The sequence below is a fragment of the Megasphaera geminata F0357 genome, assembly GCF_000239275.1.
Taxonomy (GTDB): Bacteria; Bacillota; Negativicutes; order Veillonellales; family Megasphaeraceae; genus Megasphaera; species Megasphaera geminata.
In genome coordinates this window covers 61,888-82,620 of the sequence record NZ_JH417584.1, presented here as the reverse complement: position 1 = coordinate 82,620, position 20,733 = coordinate 61,888, and the positions used below count along the sequence as shown (strand labels likewise).

Genomic DNA, 20,733 nt, shown 5'->3' with positions numbered 1-20,733 from the left:
AACAAAAAGATTGGATTTTCCGGTAGGGGAAATGTACATGGATGCTGATTCACTTCATAAACTTACACGCACGGCCGGTATCATAGCGGTTGCCGTCATCCTGCAAAGTTTACGGCTCCTCTTTCCGGTTCCGCCGCAGGTGAGCATGTTTTTGATCGGCTCTCTCGTCAATATGTGTCTCGTCCTGGCCGTTCGTACGATTAATGTCAGAGCGGGCCTCATAACGGCGACAGTTGTCCCTGTTTTTGCCTGGCTTGAAGGAATGTTGCCTTTTTTGCCCTTTGTGTTTCCCGTCGCAGCGGGAAATACGGCCTTTGTGTTTCTGGTGGGCCGGGCGGGGGAGCATAAGCCGCAGCTCTTTCTTGCGGCGCCGGCTAAGGCGCTTGTTCTCTATGGAGCTTTCCGTTTACTCTTTGCGGCATTTCCTTTTCCCGAAGCGGTTATGGCGACGCTTCTCTTTATTATGAGCTGGCCGCACGGTCACGGGTATTTTGGGGATAAGTCTCGCTTTGCTGGGAGAAAAACATATAAAACCCTTCCTTTCATGAGACTTCATGTGATTTTAGAGATAATAACCCTGTATAAGGAGCTTCGATATGGAGATTTTAACGGTGATCCCTTTGATTTTGGGGGTTTTCTTCATTTGTATCGGCGCGTTTCACGGTTGGAAATTACGCGGCACCGTACGCCGTTGTACAGTCCACGCGGACGGAACGCTCATCGGCTTTCATAAAATAAAGACAAGAAGCGGTATAATGTATTATCCCGTTGTAGAGTTTGTCGCCGGTCCTGTCAAACATAAGGCCGAATATAAGTTTGGCGCATCCGAATGGGATCTTGCTGCCGGGGATAAAGTGGCTCTTCGCTATAATCGGGATGATCCCGACGAGATATATCTCTATCATTCCTTACCGTTGTGGAAGCAGTATTTTTCGCCTTTTTGCGTGATTGCCGGCGGCATTATTTTTATCTGCACCTACTATTTTTATTTCTAAATATACGAGGGGATTTCTATGGCTGAGAGAAGGAAAACGGACCGTGCGGCAGCGGCGGCGGGAATTAAACAATTTCTGGAAGCTTTCGGCATCGATCTGACAACTGAGCGGATGGAAGGTACTCCGGACAAAGTAGCGGCTGCGTTCAGCATATTCTTTTCCGGTTTGGAGGAGGACGGGCTTTCCTTTTGGGGTGATTCCATTGAAACGAAGACGGGCGGCCTTGTAGCCGTTCGCCGCCTCACGTATTATTCTATTTGCGAGCATCACTTATTGCCTTTCTTCGGGACCGTCAGCATAGCCTATTTGCCGAAAGACGGGAGAATAGCCGGTTTCGGTCGTTTTGCCGAGGCCGTACGTATTTTTTCGCGACGGCCTCAGCTGCAAGAGCGCATGACCGAACAGATTTGTGAGTCCGTTCAACGGGGGTTGGGGGCGTTGGGGGTCGTAGTTGTCGTAACGGGACGACATTTATGCCTGACTATGAGAAATACCTTATCCGATCGCACCGACATCGTTACTGTGGCGGCAACGGGAGCTTTAGCGGAGGGTACGATATTGTATGAGAGGGCGCTGAAAATATTGGAGGCTGATAAGCGTGATAGAAAAACCGATAACCTATAGCTGGCCCGACGGGAAAACCTTGACCCTCGGTAAGAGAACGCTGATTATGGGTGTTCTCAACGTGACGGCCGATTCTTTCTCGGACGGCGGTAAATGGAATACGCTGGACAGAGCGCTGTATCATATGGAAGAGATGGTGAGGGACGGTGCCGACATCATTGACATCGGTGCGGAATCCTCCCGTCCCGGCTTTGTTCCGGTCAGCGCCGCCGCAGAGATGGAAGTTCTGTCACAGTTTTTACCTGAAATCGTTAAACGCTGCCCTGTACCCGTATCGGTGGATACGTTTAAGGCCGATACGGCGGAATATGCCATAAATGAAGGCGCCCATATAATGAATGACATTTGGGGACTCCAGTACGAAGAGGAACCGGGGCGGATGGCGGCCGTAGCCGCTAAATATGATGTTCCCGTTATCGTGATGCATAACCGTAACAATACGGACTATTCTGACATTATCGGCGAAATGAAAAGTTTTTTTCTGAAATCGCTTAATATTGCGGATAAAGCGGGTATACGCAAGCGTAATATTATCCTTGACCCGGGTATCGGTTTCGGTAAAGTATTCGAACAAAACGTGTTTGTGTTACAGCATTTAGACGAATTGACCGCATTGCCGCACCCTATGCTCTTAGGCGTATCGCGCAAAAGGTTTATCGGTCAGATCCTCGATTTGCCCGTAACGGAGCGGATGGAAGGAACCGGCGCCGCCTGTGTGGCGGGAATATTGAGAGGCTGTAACATTATGCGTATCCATGATGTAAAGTCTGTTACACGTATGTGTCGCATGGCGGATGCACTGTGCGGTAATCTTGAAAATAGTGTACAATAAAGAGCAGGGAAATGACATATGGATGAAATCATCATTACGGGACTGGCCCTTTACGGTTATCACGGTTGTTTCCCTGAAGAGCGGAGCAAAGGGCAGCCTTTCATCGTTGATCTGGTCCTGCGGCTGGATTTGACGCGGGCCTGCAGGACCGACGACTTGACGGATACTGTCGATTACGGTAAAGTCTGTTCCATAGCGGCGGCCGTTGTGGAGAAAACGCCTTATAATCTTGTGGAAGCGGCGGCTCAGGCTGTCGGTGACGCCGTTTTAAAGGAATTCGGAACGGTTGAGTCGCTGACTGTAACCCTTCATAAACCGGAAGCGCCGCTAGGATTCCCGTTTACCGACGTAGCCGTGCGGGTAGAGCGTAAAAGGAGAAACCGCTTTTATGTAGGCCTCGGCTCCAATGAAGGTGACAGAGAAGGATTTATGACTCAGGCCTTGCAGTCGCTGGCGGATGACGGTGCTCTTGAGGTTCAGGCATATTCGTCGCTTTATGAAACGGCGCCGTGGGGAAAAGAGGATCAGCCGCTGTTCCTCAATGCCGTCGCTGTTGTTGATACGGCTTTGACGGGTGCTGAACTGTTAATGCGTTGCCGGGCTGTCGAAAGAAGTCTGGGCCGTATACGGCACGAGAAGTGGGGCGCCAGAACGATCGATTTGGATCTCCTTTTTTCCGAGAGAGAAGAGAGCCATACGGCGTTTTTGGAAATGCCGCATCCCTATTTAACGGAGCGCGCATTTGTTCTCGTACCGTTATCGGAAGTCGCCGGAAATATAACTATAAACGGTAAAGAGCTTACATATTGGTTAAAGCGGCTGCCCGAAAAAGATGAAATTAAGAAAGTAAAACAGCCTGTAAGGGGGTACTTCATATGGAAAAAATTTTAATTGCAGATGATGAAGAGTTAATGAGACAGCTTGTTGCCGATTTTTTGCGTCCTGAAGGTTATGAAGTCCTGGAAGCGGCTGACGGTAAACAGGCTTTGGAAATTTTCAATGATCAGAAGCCGGATTTGGTTTTGCTGGACGTCATGATGCCCGGCTATGACGGCTGGACCGTATGCAGGGAAATTCGTCGTACTTCGACGGTGCCTATTGTCATGATTACGGCGAAAGATGAGGAAATTGACCAGCTCTTCGCCTATGATCTGGGCGTTGACGACTATATCACGAAGCCGTTCAGCCCGAAACTGTTGGTGGCGAAGATGAAAGTTCTTTTACGCCGTCTCCACGGTGAACAGGACGAAAAAGAAGAGGCCGTGCCGGCAGAGGGCGTCGCAATCGACAGAGACGCGCATCAGGTGCTGATTGACGGTAAGAGCACGGATCTCAGCCCGACGGAGTATAAGCTGCTCAATTATTTGATGACCAATGCGGGCAAAGCTCTCAGCCGCCGTCAAATCTTGAATAAAGTATGGAATTATGAGTATTACGGCGATTTGCGGACAGTGGACACGCATATTAACCGGCTCCGCATAAAACTGGGACATCGCGGTTCTTATATTCAGACGGTTCGCGGTTACGGGTATCGTTACGATAAGCAGCAATGAGAAAAGTCTCGTTACGGGCAAAAGTTGCCGGCGGGCTCGGCGCTTTCACCTTCGCTTTTGTACTGACCTTGGTGCTTGCTATCGGTTTGGGCTTTGAGCCTATTTATTACAGCATTCAGAAGCATAACATGGTGACGGCGGCAAAAAATATCAGCAAGATTTACAGCGCCAAAGGAGCCATCGGCTTTACCGAAATCGATGATATAATCAGCTCGTTCGGAGCGGATGTTTTCATTGTCGACCAGGGCATACTGGCGTACTCGTCCAGGCCGAATCAGGCGATTGTTCTGGATGATCCGGCAGGTCCCGATTACCGTGCGGAAACGTTGCAGGGGCGACGGGCCGTAGCGACGGTAAGAGCGAACGTGCCGCAGCATATTCGCGGAGTCGTATCGCTCCTTAAAGGGTATGAACCGTCTGCTGAAGATTTGGACAAGGTTATGTATTACGCCGACAGCGGCGGTGAACATATCCGTTTCTTCAGCCTCGTTTCGCGCATCAGCGATCATACCTATGTAACGATCAGTCAGCCTTTGGCACCGTTGCAGGAAAACGTGAAAATTGTACAGCGGTTTATTGTGGTTTTCGGTTGTGTTTGGATGGCCCTGGCTCTCTGGGGGGCGCTAAAAGCCTCACAAAGGCTGACTGAGCCTCTGTACGAGCTGAAGGAAATCGCCATGGACATGGCTCAACTCAATTTTTCGCGGAAGTGGTCGCGGACGGGTATGAGCGATGAAATTAACATGGTGGGCGAGAGCCTCAATACATTGTCGGACAAGCTCAATACGGCGCTTGAGGCTTTACAGCAAAGTAATACGGCGTTGCAGGAACAGCTTGATAAGGCTAATGAAATTGAATATATGCGGAAGTCGTTTATTTCTGCCGTATCCCATGAATTAAAGACGCCGCTGGCGATCATTCAGGGATATGCGGAAGCACTGGAAAATCTGCAGAACGTATCGGCCGAAACACGAGAATATTATTGTTTTGTCATTCGTTCGGAAACGCGTAAGATGGACGGTCTTGTCAAAGATATTCTGAATCTGTCCCGTTTGGAAGCGGGGCGGCTGCATTTGGAACTGACAAATTTTGATTTTGTGGCCCTTATTGAAGAAACGAAGATCCGTTTTCAGGCGCCGGCAGAGGAAAAGAAAATCCGTATTGTCTGGAATATGCTTGCAGAAATGCCTGCCTACGGTGATCCCGGGCGGTATGATATTATTCTTAACAACTTTCTCTCCAATGCCGTCGATTATACGCCCGTGAACGGAACTATCAGGATTACAGCCAAAGCGGAGGAAGACGATTATTTAATCGAAGTATTTAATGAAGGCAAACAGATTCCGGAAGAATACCATCAACGTATTTGGGAACCTTTTTACAAGGTCGATTCATCACATACGCGCGATGCAAAGCGTATGTTCGGCGGCCACGGTCTCGGTTTGGGAATTGTTTCGTCCCTGCTTACGCTGCACGGCCAGAAGTACGGTGTACGCAATGAAAAAGACGGCGTTACCTTATGGTTCACCGTCGCCAGAGCAAAATAAGACTTTTAAAATGCTCTTTTTCCCAGCCGGGGATGGGAGCATTTTTTTAATGTTAAATGATCTATTAAATAGCCGGCTTTATGAAGAGTGATATCTTCCGTTTCGCCGTCGTGCTCGTAAATACAGAGCGGCTTTTCCGCACCGACTTCACCGCCGGGGAGATAGATGTATTCGTCTGTTGCGGTATCGCCGAAGATGATACCGGCGAGCAGATGCTTTTCGGCAATTTGACTCATATTACCCTTCCTTGTCCAAAATTTCCGTTATATCGAGGAGTTTGCAGTCTCTGTAGTCGGCCGATACGAGATGAAGCAGTGTGCCGTTATAGAAACGGGGAAACATCGTGTCCGGCTGCATTCCGTGGAGATGCCCGAAGATGCAGAGCGGTACCCTGTATTTTTCGAGAAGCTCCGTAAAGCCGCTCGGTTTGGTAAGATCGCAGACCGGAGGATAATGGAGCAGCAATATTGTATGCCTGCAGCCTGCATCGGCAGCTATTTGCAGGGTCCGCTCGACACGCAGCAGTTCCCGCCTGTACGGTTTATCGTCTTCCGGCGCATGATAGTGTATATCACCGGGGCAAACCCAGCCGTGAGTACCGCAGACGGCAAATTTTTTATCATCTGTCGTCATGACCGTACCGTAGAGGTAGTACATATTGTTTTTATTATCCATGCGGTTCAGTTTACCGGCGCTTTCCCACCAGTAATCGTGATTGCCGCGGATAATTATCTTTTTGCCGGGGAGGGCCCGGATTTCATCCAAATCTTCCTGAGCATCCCGCAAATGCATGGCCCAGGACGTATCGCCCGCAATGAGAACCGTGTCTGCGGCGGTGACACGGGCGACCCAATCCTCCCGTATTCGCTGCCAGTGGTTTTTCCAGCGCGCCCCGAAGACATCCATCGGTTTTTTAGGCGGATTTCCCGATAAATGAAGATCGCCTATGGCAAATAAACGCATAAAATTTATTCCTTTTCCTTCAACAACAGCTGCCGCAATGATGTGATCAGTTTTTGACGTGATTCGCTGTCTGTAATTTGCGGTATTTTATAACCGATATATAAGGGATTCGTGAGAAAACGGGGGATCAGTTTCACGTACAATCCGGGTTCCTCCGGAAAATCATAGAAGAACATGTTATAGCTGTTCGTAAAGCGGGAGAAGCGGTGTGTAATGTAGAACGCCGTATCTTGCATATAGCGGGTGAAGACGGGCAGGTCGTCTGTATTTCGTAAAATCATATTAATTTCATAAAAGCCTAAAAGAGGTTTGTCTGACAGGTTTATTTCTATCTCTTTATCCTTCAGTATGCTATCGCCCTGCAAGTGATATATATGGACGGTATCATGATAGTCATAGTCTTCAAGGCCGACTATCTGCATATGGGGATGGTGAATGGTGCCGCCCGACATATATCCGTAGTTGCGGTAAAAAAGAACCGATTTAAACCGTCCCGAGTCTTTCATTTTATACCATTTGTCAAGGGCGAAACGAATGAGCCGTTCCGCATAAGCGGGAGCATAAACGGAAAATTCACCGTCATCGTTGTCCGTTTCGATGATCAAGGTGGGGTACGTGTTCTTTAAGACGGGAAAGGCGTTTTTTAGCCAAATCATAAGGCCGTCTTTAGCTAAAATACCCTTCAGGTTTTCTACATCGCAGAAAGGGCAGTACGGTTCTTTGCGGTGGACCGTATCAGGTTTTTTTTTCCCTATATGCAGGTTGAATTCCAGCACTTTTTCTTCATCCGAACCGTTCATTTATATCTCCTCTTTCCCGTGTGTTTTATATTGTAGCATACTGCATATGGTTTTAAAAACGATATGATATAATTGATATAGCCGGATTCGGTTATAAAATATAAGGATAATTGAAAGTGGATCAACATGTTAAATGGGCTGAACCGCTCCTTTCCTGGTTTTATCGGAACCGACGCGATTTGCCGTGGCGTACGGAGGGCCGGCGGGACCCTTATTCCGTATGGGTCTCCGAAATTATGCTGCAGCAGACCAGGGTTGAAGCAGTTCGTCCGTATTATGAAAATTGGATGGAACATTTTCCGACAGTAGAAGCATTGGCCGCGGCCGACGGGGATGAGGTACTGCGGCAGTGGCAGGGACTGGGCTATTATTCACGGGCCCGTAACCTGCATGACTCCGTAAAGGAGGTCGTGAGCCGTTACGGCGGACGCATACCGGCGGAAAAATCGGAGCTCCTCACGTTGAAGGGAATCGGCGATTATACGGCCGGGGCCATTTCCAGTCTTGCTTATAATAAAGATGAAACGGCTGTTGACGGGAATGTATTGCGCGTCTTTGCCCGCCTTTACGGAATCAGGGAAAATATTCTTTCCGCAAAAGTTAAGAAAAAAGTGACCGAACTGGCGCGAGAACAGCTGCCCGAAGGAAAGGCGGGTGTTTTTAATGAGGCGCTTATCGAGTTCGGGGCTCTTCTTTGCATCCCGAAAAGCCCCAAATGCGGTGAGTGCCCTTTAAGGCATTTCTGTGAAGCGAAAGCAACGGGGCTGGAAAAAGAGCTGCCTCTTCGTATAACCGGGAAGGATACGCCTACGGAACGGTATGCCGTACTCATTTGCCGTAAAAGCCATACCGTGTTAATCCATCGCCGGCCGTCTGAAGGACTGCTGGCCTCTATGTGGGAGTTTCCCATGGTGCGGTGCGATCAGCCGCATGGCGACGGGGCCGGATTACGGCATTATCTTTCCGGACAGGGGCTTGTCGTTTCCGTAGAAGAAACGGTGACTGCGGAATTGAAGCATGTATTTTCTCATAAAAAATGGGATCTCGCAGTTTATGAAGGCCGTTATGTGTCCGGGGAATTGGCGGAAAGCGAGGTGTGGCGGTGGTTGCCCGTCGAAAAATATGCGGCTTTGCCCTGGGCGGGGCCGCACGGTAAACTTACTGCCTGTCTGTGATGAAAGGATTATTCTTACTTCTGTTTCTGTTCGTAACATCTGCAGGCACGACCGTTTCTCTTATTTTATGGTCTTATGTATGTGCGTACAGACATAAACGGGTCGTTACGGTTTGCAGTATAGGTATCACTGCCGTTGCCGTCGCCGGTTTATGGCTGTATGAAGAGCGCTTTTATTTGCTTTATGACCTGCCATACGTGAAGGTATTACGGTACGGCGCCGCTTTCTCGGCCGACTGGCTGTTGACAATGGCCGTATTCTTGCCGATTGCTTCGATAATCGGTGTAACGGCTTTCTTCATTCGCTTGAAGACAAAGCGGCAAGGGAGAAAAAACGCGTCTTTATCAGGTGATGGCCCCGTCACCCGCCGTGCTTTTATGAAGGGCCTGGCGGCCTTGCCGTTAGCCTTGGGCGCCGTTGATACATGGGGCTTTATTGACGGAAACTGCAGGCTGGAGGTAACTTCCTGCGGCCTTTCCTTCCCGACACTGCCGCAAAAGTTGGACGGATACAGGGTCGGGCAAATTTCAGACTGCCATATCGGCGTCTTCCTCAATCCGTCCGATTTGTGTGAAGCCGTTGCCGCCGTAGCGGCAAAAGGGGCGGATATCCTTGTCGTAACCGGGGATATTCTTGACGAAATGTGTTATCTGTCAGAATGCGGTGCAGTATTGCGGGAATCCGTGCCGCTTTTTGCGGACGGCATTTTCTTTTGTTACGGAAATCATGAGTATTTCCGGGAAACTCGCGAGATTACGGCTATGCTCGAAAAAGCGGGCGTACAGATTTTGCGTAATGAGGGTACGGTTGTGCGGCCCCGGCGTTTTCCCGGAACCTCTTTCTGGCTTGCCGGTGTTGATTATAACTTTGCTCGCACGGAAGAGGATTCTTCAAGGAGGAACAGGATATTTCTTGAAAAAGCGCTGGCCGGGCGCCCGGAAAATGTGTTTACGATAGTATTGGCTCATCATCCCGATTTTTTTGACGCGGCGGCAGAACGACAAATTCCGCTTACGTTGGCGGGACATACGCATGGCGGACAAATCGCGCCGTTGGAACAATTCGTCAGGACCCGTTTTAAGTATTTGCGCGGCTTATACCGAAAAGGGGAGTGCTTTTGTTATGTCAACCGCGGTACGGGGCATTGGCTGCCGCTTCGCCTCGGCTGTTCACGTGAAGCGTATTAATATTTACGCTTTCTTCGGGGCGGTAGAGGCGTGTTGACGAAAATAATTTAACTATATTACTATAAGTTGCGGATGCAGAAAAGGAGGAACGGTTATGAAAATCGCAGTACCTTACGAAGACGGAAAAGTTTTTCAACACTTCGGTAAAGCCAAAGAAGTAAAAATATATACCGTTGAAGGCGGCAAGGTTGTAGCGGCCCATCTTGCCGTAAACGACGGCGAGGGCCATGAGGCGATGGCGGAGCTGCTGAAGAAGCTGGGCGCAGACGTTGTCATTTGCGGCAATATCGGTGAATGTGCGCAAAAGGCCGTGCGTGAAGCCGGTATGGAACTGTACGGCGGCGTCATAGCCCGTGCCGATGATTCGGTCAACGCGTTTTTGACGAATAACCTCGCTTACGATCCTGAAGCGGGCTGTAGCGGACTTGGCGGTGACGAACCTCATACATGCGGCTGTTGACGGACCTTATCGCGTAATGAACGCCTGAAAACTATGGAGAAAGCAATTTTCTCCATAGTTTTCTTGTAGTTATATGTAAAGTGAAAAAGGTAAATTAAAACGGCGAAAATATTAATACGCTTCACGGGTTGCTGCGGGATAAGGGACCGGTCTTTTCTTGGCGGTAGGATTGCGTATCCTTTTTATCGGACAAACAGTTGCCGTGCCGCCTCTTCTCGCTTACCCCATTCTTGACGTATTGCGGCGGCGCGCCGACCGTACTATAATTGAAAATATAATGGATATATTAAGTTGAGGTGTTTTATATGAGAACGAATACGGGAACAATTGAAGAAGTACTGCCGGACGGCATGGTACGGATTCAGACCAACCGCAACAGTTTATATTCTCCCTGCAGCGCTTCGATGGCCCCGGACAATGTTGTTATTGACGCCGTGAACAGGGTTGGGGCCAAAAAAGGGGAATATGTGGAATTTACGATTCCCGATGAAAATATGGCAGTCGGCGCGCTTCTTTGTTTCGGGCTGCCTCTTTTTTTGGTACTCGTCTGCGCGGCCCTGGGGATGTATTTCGGTCCCCGATACGGCTATACAGGTCAAAACGGGGCGATCGCGGGATTTATTATCGGTATACCCGTAGCCGTGGCCGCAATTAAAACGTACGATTTAACTATGAAAAAGCATAATAACAAGTCGGAAGTTATCGGTATTATCGACGAACGGTAGCGTCGGAAAGGAGAAAGTCCCATGTTGTCAACAGGTACAAAGGCGCCGGATTTTACCTTGCCGGATCAGAACGGGAAGAAAGTAAGCCTTCATGATTTTAAAGGCAGGAAAGTAGTTTTATATTTTTACGCCGAAGACGGCACAAAAGGTTGTACCGCTCAGGCTGTCGGTTTTGCCGGCCTTCATGCCGAATTTGTGAAGAAAGGTGCCGTTGTTGTCGGTATCAGTAAGGATGCGGTTTCTTCCCACAAACTGTTTGCAGAAGCACACGATCTGCCCTTTACGATCCTTGCGGATCCGGAAAAAGCGGTTATTAAGGAGTACGGTGTATGGGGTGAAAAGAACCTGTACGGCAAACTTGTGACGGGACTTATCAGGACTACGTATATTATTGATGAAAACGGCGTGGTGGAAAAAGTATTTCCCAACGTTCGTGCCGGCAGGAATCCGGAAAAGATGCTCAGAGAAATTTAACAATGCATGTATGACAAGAAGCCTCGCGGAGAGGCTTCGTTTTTTCTATTCAGGTATGCGGGGGAAATCGTATGAACAGACGTAATTTTATTTTCGGCGGTCTCGGCCTTCTGGGTACTGCCGCCGTCAGCGGAACTTTTATGTATACGCGGCGGGCTGAATTCGGCAGGGTGCCGTCAGGTCTGAGGCTGCAACGAATAATGGCGTCTCCGCATTATGTGGACGGAAAATTTCAAAATCTCGTCCCTGTGGAAATCATGGAACGGCGGGAAGGGAGCAGCCGGTTTAAAATGATGTGGGACTTTCTTTTCGGAGATAAGAAAGGGATTGTTCCCGACACGGCGATGGTGTCGAAAAAAACGGATTTAAAGGCGCTTGACCGCGGCGAAGATATTGTCATCTGGATGGGGCACTCCACCTTTTATTTACAGCTGGGCGGGTATCGTATCCTTATAGATCCGGTATTCAGCTCTTATGCGGCGCCGCTGCCTTTCCTGAACAGGGCTTTTTCCGGCAGTAACGTGTATTGCGCCGAAGATATTCCGAAACTCGATATTCTCGCCGTCAGTCATGACCATTGGGATCATTTGGATTATCCTACCGTTATGGCCTTAAAGCATAAAATTAATTATGTCGTCTGCCCTCTCGGTGTAGGTGAATATTTTGAGGAATGGGGATTTGTCCGGACCGGATCTGTGAAGAAGACTGGAACGGTAAAATCGTGACGGGTCCCGATTTGGAAATTCATATCTTGCCGTCGCAGCATTTTTCAGGACGTTTCTTAACACGGAATCCGACGCTTTGGTGCGGCATGGCTTTTGTTACGCCGCGGCGGAAGGTATACTATACGGGCGACGGCGGTTACGGTGAACACTTTAAAGAAATCGGAAAGACTTTCGGCGGGTTTGATCTGGTTCTCGCTGAAGACGGGCAATATAATGAAGCCTGGCATGCTATTCATATGTATCCCGAAGAAACGGCCCGGGCCGCAGTCGATGTAGGCGCAAAGCAGGTTATCCCCGCGCACGGCGGTAAATTCGCCCTGGCGAGGCATCTGTGGCAGGATCCGTATCGGCGCCTGGCGGCGGCGAGCAGGGGCAAGAGTTACGATTTGGTGACGCCCGAAATCGGTGAAACCGTTCGTATCGGCGAACCGCGTGAAAGCCTGTCATGGTGGGAAGACATGACATAAAGAGAGTAAAAGAGAGTACCGTATCCTCAACTGAGGATACGGTACTCTCTTTATACGGCAGATTCATCCGGCGCCGCAGGAAGTCTTTAAAAGGCTGAGCCAACCTGACGTGTCGCTGCGTTTTAAAGTAATATGGGCGAAAGGGTATTTCAGAATGCTGTCCGGACAAATCCTTTTCAGGGTAGTTAAGCTGTTCAGAATCGTACTGTTTGTCGATGTGGAGAAAGGGATAACCGTCTTTTTCCGTAAATTACAGCGTAACAAGAAACTGCCGAAAAAAGCGGGGATGTCGTTAAACCAGATGGGGAAGCCGACGAAGACGAGGTCATAACCTGCAAGATCGGGAGCAGGCGTCAGTGCTTCCGGTATGATATTGTTTTTTCGTTCTTTACGAACACGTAACACGGAAGAAATATAGCTGCCGTACGGTTCCCGCGGTTCTACCTTCAACGTGTCCGCAGGAATGGTCCGGCAGATACGGTGTACCAGGTTTTCCGTATTGCCTGTGCGGGAACAGTATAAAATTATAGCCTTCATCCAATCATCTCCTTTACGGCAAAGGTCAATTTTATTGTACGCATTTATCCCTGCCTTGTCTATAGAGTATACGTTGCCGCCTGTTCGAATGCAGGAATAATGTATACACAGCGTCCGTTGATTGACAGGTTTGAGCGGCGTACCGTATGATTATAAAAAACAGATATTGAGGAGGAGTATCATGAATACCTTAGTAGGTCCCGATAATACGTGGGTGCTCTTGGCAATTATGTGTTCCGCCGCGGGTGTGGCCATCTACCTGGAGCAGAAATACGCATGGGCATCGAAAATTTCCGGTGCCATTATAGCCCTGGTCTTTGCATTGATTCTCGTTAATTTGAATATTATCCCCACGTCGGCGCCGTTGTTTGACGATGTCGTTTGGGGGTTTGCCGTTCCCGTCGCCATCCCTTTATTGCTTTTACAGGCGAATATGCGTAAAATCTGGAGGGAAACGGGGCGTATGCTCTTTATCTTTCTCATCGGCGCAGCCGGTACGGTAGCCGGATCCCTGTTGGGGTATGCCGTTCTCGGCAGGTCTGTGCACGGTCTGAATCAGGTAGCCGCCATGATTACGGGATCCTATATCGGCGGCGGTGTCAACTTCACGGCTCTGGCCGACGCGTTTAAAGTCGACGGTACGGTTATTTCGGCCACTGTAGTCGCGGATAATCTGAATATGGCCATTTATTTCCTTATTCTTATTGCGGCGGCAGGCAGCGCTTTCTTCCGCAAATATTATAAGCATCCGCATATTGACGATGTCATTGTCAACGGTAAATCGGAAGAGGGAGAAACGTTGGCTGCCAAATATTGGGGCAGGAAAGAAATTTCCCTGAAAGATATTGCGTTAAACTTTATGTATGCCGTTATTGTCGTCGCTTTATCCAAGTTTATAGCCGCCGCCTTAGGCGGGTTTATTCCTAAGAGCGACTGGTTTTTGCAAATGTGCAATACTTTTTTCGGCAGCCAGTATGTATGGATTACGGTATTGGCCATGTGTTTTGCTACATTTTTTCACAAACAGGCTGCCGCTATGCACGGGGCGCAGGAACTGGGAACGTATTTGATTTATCTGTTTTTCTTCGTAATCGGCGTTCCGGCATCGGTCATGGAAATTATTCAGAACGCCCCGCTTCTTCTCATTTTTTGTCTCATCGTCGTCCTTGTCAATATGACGTTCTGCTTTGTTTTCGGCAAACTTTTCAAGTTCGACATGGAAGATATTATCCTCGCTTCGAATGCCAATATCGGCGGACCGACGACGGCGGCGGGCATGGCTATTTCCCAGGGCTGGTATAAGCTTGTCGGTCCTTGTATGCTCGTCGGTACCTTCGGCTACGTTATCGGCACGTATCTGGGTATTATCGTCGGCAGTATGCTGGGCTTATAGGTTGTCGGAGGAGTGATATGACATTTGTTTTTGATGCCCATTCGGATATGTGGAGCAATGTGACGACACGGCGACTGGCCGGTCAGTCGCACGTATTTGAGCAGTATCATCGCCGCCGCCTGAAAGAGGGAGGTGTAGGCGCTCTTATCGCGGCTGTCTGGATCGAGCCGGATTATACGGGAGATCCGACGGCACGGATGCTTGATATCCTCGGTTGCGCTTTCTGTGAGCTGCGGGAAAATGCGGATGCTTTAGGGCTTATCCGCCGCTTTGATGATATGGATCGGCTGCAGCGGCAAGGAAAGACGGCGATTCTTTTCGGAATGGAAGGATTGAGCGGGCTGAAGGGGAAAACAGTATTTCTTGAAGCCCTGTATGCCATGGGCGTACGCCACGCCATGCTTACCTGGAACGAAGAAAATGAGTTTGCTGCCGGCGTCGGGGCTGCCCAGTCTTTCTGCGGACTGAAGCCTGCGGGAATCCGGGCCGTTAAACTGATGGAAGAACTCGGTATGATCGTCGATGTTTCTCATGCTTCGGAAAAGACCTTCTGGGATATTGAGAAGCTTGCCACAAAGCCGTTCTTGGCCTCTCATTCCAATGCGTATTCTCTTTGCCCGGCCAAGCGCAATTTAAAAGATGAACAATTAAAGGCGATCGCCGCCGCCAACGGGGTCGTCTGCATGAACGCGTGGCCCGATTTTGTCAGTACGGCAGCCCCGTCCGCTGAAAAGCTGGCGGATCATGTTGACTATATTGCCGAACTCATCGGTATCGACCATATCGGCTGCGGTTTTGACTTTTGTGACTATTTGGGCGATAATGAGTTATCTTTTTCAGAAAATACGCAAGTGCAGACACCGGGAATTTCCCATGCCGGAGAGGTACAGGGCTTCCTGCGTATACTTCGGGAGAGAGGGTATTCGCAAGACGATGTGGATAAGATCGCTTATAAAAATATACGTCGTCTTTTAGGGGATATTCCATAAGGAGATATGGTATGCATACGGTTCCCGTAGACCCGGCATAGTGCCGGGTCGATTCCTTTTATAATGAGGATTATATGAATAAACGCAGATATATTTTTTATATTATTTTGGGCCTTATCGGCTGTTTTGCCGCTGTGGGAGAATGGAAGATGATGTATTCCTATGCCTTCCCCGTGCTGCGCAGCAACTGCGCTTTGGCCTTCTTTCTGGCCTCACCGCTTCTTTTTTGTCCTGCCGTATACACTGGCGCTGAATCTGCCGTCCAATCTCGTTAAAATACTGACGCAAATCGGCGGCTATTGGTTCGTGACGGCCTATTACGGGGTAATCGGCATGATCCCTTTCTTTTTTCTGTTGGCGGCGGCCACGGTGACGGGACATGCTTTCTGGTATTCACTGCTTTCTCTTTACGGGACGGCGGCGGCCCTTCTCATCATGCTTTCTCTTTGCTGCGGCCGTTACAGGGCGCTTCATCCCGTTATAACGCGCGTGGAGACGGAAACGGCGAAAGCTTTGGATAAAGACTTGAAAATAGCTTTTGTCAGCGATATTCATTTAGGTGCCGTCCAAGGGAAGCCCTTTATAAGGAAATTGGCGGAAAAAATGGAACAAATCGCTCCGGATATGATACTCATAGGAGGCGATATTATAGACGGCAATTTGGAATTCGTCCTGCGCGATAAGTCATTGGAAGAGTTGGAGCGCCTTACAGATACCGGCGCCGAAGTGATAGCCGTTTTCGGCAATCATGATCACTACGGCGCGGATATCGGGGAAGAGCGCCGCGTTCTGGAAGAGGTGGGTATCCGGTGTCTGAGCGATGACACGTATCGTACGGAAACAGGCGCTTATGTAACGGGCATGGCCGACTATATGTATGCGACATTTCAAAAAGTAAGACCGGCCCGTAATGACGGGTTTACAATTTTCATGGAGCATGAACCGGTACAAATCAAACTTGCCGCGGCTGCCGGGTATGACCTCTATCTGGCGGGACATACTCATGCCGGCCAGTTTTGGCCGAACCGTCTGGCGACTAAGCGGATCTTTGAACTGGATTTCGGCATAAAACAATATCGGCAAATGACGGCTGTCGTTTCCTCGGGATACGGTTCCTGGGGGCCGCTTTTCCGCCTCGGCCCGGCTCCGGAAATCGTCCTCATTACGGTAAAGCGCAAGCCGGCAGAAAGCGAAACGGTGCGGCACCGTCAAACCACCGGGAAATTATAATTGTAACAGTGAGAAATATCTGGTATCATACAGGTTGACGTTTTGTCAGAATGTTGTTTGAACGGGTGTTTCAGCTGTTTCCGTGCAGGGAGGAAGAACGATGAAAAAACTGAGTGCTTTATTGGCGGCGGTAGTGATTGCCGGTTCTGTTGCCGGCTGCGGCTTGACGGAGCAGACGAAGAGTTCCGGAGAAAATCCGGAACAGGCGGCCGGCGCCGGTGAAGCGAAAATTGCTTACGTGAAGCCGGGACTGGAAAAGAGCGAAAATAATCCGAAAAAAATTTTAATCGCTTACTTCTCGTATGTTGAAAATACGGGAGGCCAGCCGGTTCATTCAGAACATTACGATATTCTGACGGCAGCCAGCGTTAAGCTGGAGAAAAATGAAATGGTCGGCAACAATGCGCTTATTGCCGGGGCATTCGCCAAAGAAACGGGCGGCGACGTTTTCTCCGTCAGGGCCGATAAAGCGTATTCCTCCGATTATGAGGAAACGACGGATATCGGCAAGGATGAACTGGATAACAACACGCTGGTGAGGGTCGGCACGAAGGTTGACAACCCGGGTGATTATGATACGGTCATCCTCATCTATCCGATCTGGTGGGGCGAATTGCCGCAGGCCGTGAAGACTTTCCTTGCGGAAACGGACCTGGCAGGCAAGAAGGTTATTGCCGTAGCCGATTCATATAACAGCGGTGCGGGAAACACGGTGGAAACCGTTCAAAGACTGGCGCCTCTGGCGACGGTTACGGCGGGGCCGGATATTACGGAACCGGATATGAGCAGGCTTAACGATATTGTCAAAGCAACGGCGGCAAAAGAAGGGCTGACTTTACAATAGGGCGGTTATTGACTTCAACGCCGGCCTTTGCTATGATAAAGAGACAGCGATGCAGGAGAATAAGTAGACCCGCTCAGCGAGGTGAGGACAGTGTGAGCTTACCGTCCGGTCGAAGGCGCTCCGAAGGCTGCGGCAGGAAGTCTTTTGATGCGTATGGCCGAAGGGGTTGCAAGAGAGGGTCGTTCAGACCAACCGGGGTGGAACCGCGGGTAGATATACTCGTCCCTGTAGCACGACAGTGTTACAGGGACTTTTTGTATTTTAGGAGGGAAAAGCATGAATTTTCAGGATATGATTTTTGCGTTGAAACAGTTTTGGTCCTCCCGGGGCTGCATCATTCAGGAACCGTATGATGTGGAAAAAGGGGCGGGCACGATGAACCCGGCGACATTTTTGCGCACGCTCGGCCCCGAGCCGTGGCACGTCGCGTATGTTGAGCCGTCCCGCCGTCCTGCAGACGGACGTTACGGCGATAACCCGAACCGCCTTTATCAGCACCATCAGTTCCAGGTTATTTGCAAGCCTTCTCCCGATAATATTCAGGAGCTTTATTTACAGAGCCTGGAGGCGCTCGGCATCAACCCGGCGGAACATGATATCCGCTTTGTTGAAGATAACTGGGAATCGCCGACGCTCGGCGCCTGGGGTCTCGGCTGGGAAGTCTGGCTCGACGGCATGGAAATCACGCAGTTTACGTACTTCCAGCAGGTCGGCGGTATTGATGTCAAGCCGGTATCGTCGGAAATTACATACGGCATGGAACGTCTTGCCATGTATATTCAAGGCGTGGAAAACGTGTATGACCTTGAATGGACGGCCGGCGTTACGTACGGCGATATTTTCCATCAAAATGAAGTGGAACAGTCTGTCTATGCATTTGCACTGAGCGATGCGGAGATGCTTTTCCGCCTGTTCGATACATATGAAAAAGAAGCGGTTCGCGTTATCAAAGCCGGGTATGTATTGCCTGCGTATGATTACGTGTTGAAATGCTCCCACACGTTTAACCTCCTTGATGCGCGCGGCGCTATCAGCGTCAGTGAGCGTGCCGCTTTTATCGGCCGTGTCCGCAACCTGTCGCGTGCCTGCGCCAAAGCGTATTTGGCAGAACGTGAAAAATTGGGATTTCCCATGTTGAAGGAGGGAAAATAATGAGCAAGGATTTATTACTTGAAATCGGGACGGAAGAAATTCCCGCCCACTATATGCCCGGCATTTTAAAGCAGGTTAAAGAATCGGCGGCTGCGGCCTTTGAAGAAAACCGGCTTGCCTGTGAAGATATTCGCACGCTCGGCACGCCGCGACGTGTAACGCTCATCGTTAAAGGCCTGGCCGAAAAACAGGCTGATGTGTCGGCTAAAAATAAAGGGCCTTCCGTAAAAATCGCCTATGATGCCGACGGCAGGCCGACGCAGGCGGCTGTCGGGTTTGCCCGCAGTCAGAAAATCGACGTTGCCGATTTGGTTGTTGAAGACGGCTATATTTACGCCGATGTGACGACAATCGGTGAAGCGACGGCCGGTCTTTTGCCGGAACTTCTGAAAAAGCTGATCCTCTCTCTTTCCTTTCCGAAAAGCATGATTTGGGGTGACGAAGACGTCCGCTTTGTCCGTCCGCTGCGATGGCTTGTCGCTCTGTACGGCACGGAGGTGATCCCTTTCGAGATAGCGCATGTTCGCTCAGGCCGTATCAGCCGGGGCCACCGTTTCCTCGGTGCGGGTGATTTTGAAATTTCCGCTCCCCATGTATATGAACAGGCGGCAAAGGAGCATTTCCTTATCGTTGATCCGGAAGAACGCAAGGACATGATCTTGCAGGGGCTTGCCGCTATTGCTGCTGAAGAAGGCGGTACCGTCATTATGGATGAAGATCTTTTGGAAGAGGTGGTGTATCTTGTCGAATATCCGACCCCTCTTTGCGGCAGCTTCGATAAACGCTATTTAGACTTGCCGGAAGCGGCTGTCATTACGCCGATGAAAGATCATCAACGGTATTTTCCCATGCGTGACGGGGCCGGCAATTTGATGAATCGTTTCCTGACTGTCCGTAACGGCGACGCTGAAAATCTGACAACCGTGCGGCATGGCAATGAACGTGTTTTGCGCGCCCGTCTGGATGATGCGGCATTCTTTTTTGCCGAAGACCGCAAAAGAACCTTGTCCGACCGCATAGAAGGACTTAAGAAAATCGTTTTTCAGGACGGGTTGGGCACACTTTTTGACAAGGCGCAACGGTTGGCGGCAATTACCGTATTTTTAAAAAATAAAGTGGATGTACCGGTTGCAGATGAAGAATTGGAAAGACTTTCTCTGCTTGCCAAAACGGATCTTCTCACGCAGATGGTTCAGGAATTTACAGAACTTCAAGGCATTATGGGCCGTGAATATGCAGCTCTTGACGGAGAAGGCCCGGCAATTGCCGAAGCCCTTTATGAACAGTATTTACCCCGCTTTGCCGGTGATGATCTGCCGCATACGACGATGGGCATGCTTCTCAGTGTTGCCGACAAATTTGATACGATTACGGGAATGTTCAGTCTGGACATGGTACCGACGGGATCGCAGGATCCGTTCGCGCTTCGCCGGCAGACGATCGGCATCCTGCATATCCTTATGAATGCGGACTGGAATATCAATTGTGATGAAGTATTCGCTTTTATTCTGGAACTTCTCGGTACACCGGCGGAAAAACGAGAAGAAGTTATGACAAATCTTCACGATTATTTTACGCTTCGCCTGAAAAATATTTTTCAGGATAAGGGCTTTGATTATCGTATTATCGATTGCGTCCTCCACGGTGCGTTCCTTAATGCCGCAGAGGCGCTGAAACGTGCTGCGGCGCTGCGTGATGCCGATTTCTTATCTCGGGGGGACCTCCTTCAGGCTTATACCCGTGTCGGTAATATGGTAAAGGATGCCGTTGAAACGGAAGTTGATCCGTCACTGTTTGAAACGGAAGAGGAAAAACGCCTTTATACCGTTGTCACCGAATTGGAAAGCCCCCTGCAGGCGGCCTATGCGACGTATGATTACGGTACGGCCGTCACTGTCCTGGACAAGGGCGTCGAAGCCGTCAACGCTTTCCTGGATAATGTTCTTGTCATGCATGATAATGAAGCGGTCAGGAATAACCGTATCCGCCTTTTGACGAAAACGTTCGGCCTTATAAGTCCGCTGGGGGACATTAAAAGATTATCCTAGCCTTCGAGGAGGG

Annotated in this window: 24 protein-coding genes; 20 read left to right on the top strand and 4 right to left on the bottom strand. The window is 49.7% G+C overall.

Annotated elements, in window-relative coordinates; translation table 11 throughout:
* The first annotated feature begins 37 nt into the window (after positions 1–37).
* From HMPREF0080_RS09405 to HMPREF0080_RS04230, 7 genes are read left to right on the top strand one after another with little or no spacing between them, the layout of a single operon-like run.
* A complete protein-coding gene (locus HMPREF0080_RS09405; RefSeq protein ID WP_006790019.1) occupies positions 38–733 on the top strand; it encodes a hypothetical protein in 696 nt (231 codons plus the stop codon).
* Positions 734–755: 22 nt separating this feature from the next.
* Positions 756–995, top strand: coding sequence for a DUF3592 domain-containing protein (locus tag HMPREF0080_RS11660; RefSeq protein WP_006790017.1), 240 nt, complete (start codon positions 756–758; stop codon positions 993–995).
* Between the two features lie 18 nt (positions 996–1,013).
* Complete coding sequence (folE, locus tag HMPREF0080_RS04250; RefSeq protein ID WP_006790016.1) at positions 1,014–1,619, top strand: GTP cyclohydrolase I; 606 nt, start codon at positions 1,014–1,016, stop codon at positions 1,617–1,619.
* Complete coding sequence (folP, locus tag HMPREF0080_RS04245; protein ID WP_040347218.1) at positions 1,597–2,451, top strand: dihydropteroate synthase; 855 nt, start codon at positions 1,597–1,599, stop codon at positions 2,449–2,451. Before folE ends, folP begins: the two co-directional genes overlap by 23 nt.
* Before the next feature lie 18 nt (positions 2,452–2,469).
* On the top strand, positions 2,470–3,342 hold the full coding sequence (gene folK, locus HMPREF0080_RS09400) for a 2-amino-4-hydroxy-6-hydroxymethyldihydropteridine diphosphokinase (protein ID WP_006790014.1): 873 nt from the start codon (positions 2,470–2,472) through the stop codon (positions 3,340–3,342).
* A complete protein-coding gene (locus tag HMPREF0080_RS04235; protein WP_006790013.1) occupies positions 3,327–4,004 on the top strand; it encodes a response regulator transcription factor in 678 nt (225 codons plus the stop codon). The genes folK and HMPREF0080_RS04235 overlap by 16 nt, the downstream gene beginning before the upstream one ends.
* Complete coding sequence (locus HMPREF0080_RS04230; RefSeq protein WP_006790012.1) at positions 4,001–5,551, top strand: sensor histidine kinase; 1,551 nt, start codon at positions 4,001–4,003, stop codon at positions 5,549–5,551. The genes HMPREF0080_RS04235 and HMPREF0080_RS04230 overlap by 4 nt, the downstream gene beginning before the upstream one ends.
* A 5-nt stretch (positions 5,552–5,556) precedes the next feature.
* Here HMPREF0080_RS04230 and HMPREF0080_RS04225 read toward each other — a convergent pair whose 3' ends face one another.
* Genes HMPREF0080_RS04225 through HMPREF0080_RS04215 form a run of 3 tightly spaced genes read right to left on the bottom strand, consistent with a single transcriptional unit; the run spans position 5,557 to position 7,314 of the window.
* On the bottom strand, positions 5,557–5,787 hold the full coding sequence (locus HMPREF0080_RS04225) for a hypothetical protein (protein ID WP_006790011.1): 231 nt from the start codon (positions 5,785–5,787) through the stop codon (positions 5,557–5,559).
* A gap of 1 nt (position 5,788) precedes the next feature.
* Positions 5,789–6,514 carry a metallophosphoesterase gene (locus HMPREF0080_RS04220; protein ID WP_006790010.1) on the bottom strand — a complete coding sequence of 242 codons (726 nt, stop codon included), beginning with the start codon at positions 6,512–6,514 and terminating at the stop codon, positions 5,789–5,791.
* Positions 6,515–6,519: 5 nt separating this feature from the next.
* The gene (locus HMPREF0080_RS04215; RefSeq protein WP_006790009.1) at positions 6,520–7,314 is read right to left on the bottom strand and encodes a DUF4931 domain-containing protein; all 795 of its coding nucleotides are present in this window, start codon (positions 7,312–7,314) and stop codon (positions 6,520–6,522) included.
* Positions 7,315–7,430: 116 nt separating this feature from the next.
* Between HMPREF0080_RS04215 and mutY the strand changes: the two genes are divergently transcribed.
* The 7 genes from mutY to HMPREF0080_RS10200 all read left to right on the top strand — a co-directional run bounded on the left by mutY (position 7,431) and on the right by HMPREF0080_RS10200 (position 12,527).
* On the top strand, positions 7,431–8,489 hold the full coding sequence (mutY, locus tag HMPREF0080_RS04210; RefSeq protein WP_172633475.1) for an A/G-specific adenine glycosylase: 1,059 nt from the start codon (positions 7,431–7,433) through the stop codon (positions 8,487–8,489).
* Positions 8,489–9,676, top strand: coding sequence for a metallophosphoesterase (locus tag HMPREF0080_RS04205; protein WP_006790006.1), 1,188 nt, complete (start codon positions 8,489–8,491; stop codon positions 9,674–9,676). Before mutY ends, HMPREF0080_RS04205 begins: the two co-directional genes overlap by 1 nt.
* Positions 9,677–9,770: 94 nt before the next feature.
* Entirely contained in the window at positions 9,771–10,136 is a 366-nt protein-coding gene (locus HMPREF0080_RS04200; RefSeq protein ID WP_006790005.1) for a NifB/NifX family molybdenum-iron cluster-binding protein, read from the top strand.
* A 305-nt stretch (positions 10,137–10,441) separates the two neighbouring features.
* Complete coding sequence (locus tag HMPREF0080_RS04195) at positions 10,442–10,861, top strand: SoxR reducing system RseC family protein (protein ID WP_006790002.1); 420 nt, start codon at positions 10,442–10,444, stop codon at positions 10,859–10,861.
* 21 nt (positions 10,862–10,882) lie between these two features.
* On the top strand, positions 10,883–11,335 hold the full coding sequence (gene bcp / locus HMPREF0080_RS04190) for a thioredoxin-dependent thiol peroxidase (protein ID WP_006790001.1): 453 nt from the start codon (positions 10,883–10,885) through the stop codon (positions 11,333–11,335).
* Between the two features lie 71 nt (positions 11,336–11,406).
* Entirely contained in the window at positions 11,407–12,060 is a 654-nt protein-coding gene (locus tag HMPREF0080_RS10205) for an MBL fold metallo-hydrolase (RefSeq protein WP_006790000.1), read from the top strand.
* Positions 12,006–12,527: an MBL fold metallo-hydrolase gene (locus HMPREF0080_RS10200; RefSeq protein WP_216436683.1), complete on the top strand. Its 522-nt coding sequence runs from the start codon at positions 12,006–12,008 to the stop codon at positions 12,525–12,527. The genes HMPREF0080_RS10205 and HMPREF0080_RS10200 overlap by 55 nt, the downstream gene beginning before the upstream one ends.
* A gap of 63 nt (positions 12,528–12,590) precedes the next feature.
* On the opposite strand, the gene HMPREF0080_RS04180 is transcribed toward HMPREF0080_RS10200, so the two are convergent.
* The gene (locus tag HMPREF0080_RS04180) at positions 12,591–13,064 is read right to left on the bottom strand and encodes a flavodoxin (protein ID WP_006789998.1); all 474 of its coding nucleotides are present in this window, start codon (positions 13,062–13,064) and stop codon (positions 12,591–12,593) included.
* 181 nt (positions 13,065–13,245) lie between these two features.
* Here HMPREF0080_RS04180 and HMPREF0080_RS04175 point away from each other — a divergent pair, with 181 nt between their 5' ends.
* The 6 genes from HMPREF0080_RS04175 to glyS all read left to right on the top strand — a co-directional run bounded on the left by HMPREF0080_RS04175 (position 13,246) and on the right by glyS (position 20,720).
* Positions 13,246–14,457, top strand: a complete 1,212-nt coding sequence (locus tag HMPREF0080_RS04175) for a DUF819 family protein (RefSeq protein ID WP_006789997.1) — start codon at positions 13,246–13,248, stop codon at positions 14,455–14,457.
* Positions 14,458–14,474: 17 nt separating this feature from the next.
* The gene (locus HMPREF0080_RS04170; protein WP_006789996.1) at positions 14,475–15,446 is read left to right on the top strand and encodes a dipeptidase; all 972 of its coding nucleotides are present in this window, start codon (positions 14,475–14,477) and stop codon (positions 15,444–15,446) included.
* 162 nt (positions 15,447–15,608) lie between these two features.
* On the top strand, positions 15,609–16,676 hold the full coding sequence (locus HMPREF0080_RS04160; protein WP_006789995.1) for a metallophosphoesterase: 1,068 nt from the start codon (positions 15,609–15,611) through the stop codon (positions 16,674–16,676).
* Between the two features lie 100 nt (positions 16,677–16,776).
* The gene (locus HMPREF0080_RS09090) at positions 16,777–17,520 is read left to right on the top strand and encodes a flavodoxin (protein ID WP_006789994.1); all 744 of its coding nucleotides are present in this window, start codon (positions 16,777–16,779) and stop codon (positions 17,518–17,520) included.
* A gap of 276 nt (positions 17,521–17,796) precedes the next feature.
* Complete coding sequence (glyQ, locus tag HMPREF0080_RS04150) at positions 17,797–18,672, top strand: glycine--tRNA ligase subunit alpha (RefSeq protein WP_006789993.1); 876 nt, start codon at positions 17,797–17,799, stop codon at positions 18,670–18,672.
* Positions 18,672–20,720, top strand: a complete 2,049-nt coding sequence (gene glyS / locus HMPREF0080_RS04145) for a glycine--tRNA ligase subunit beta (RefSeq protein ID WP_006789992.1) — start codon at positions 18,672–18,674, stop codon at positions 20,718–20,720. Before glyQ ends, glyS begins: the two co-directional genes overlap by 1 nt.
* Positions 20,721–20,733: the final 13 nt, after the last annotated feature.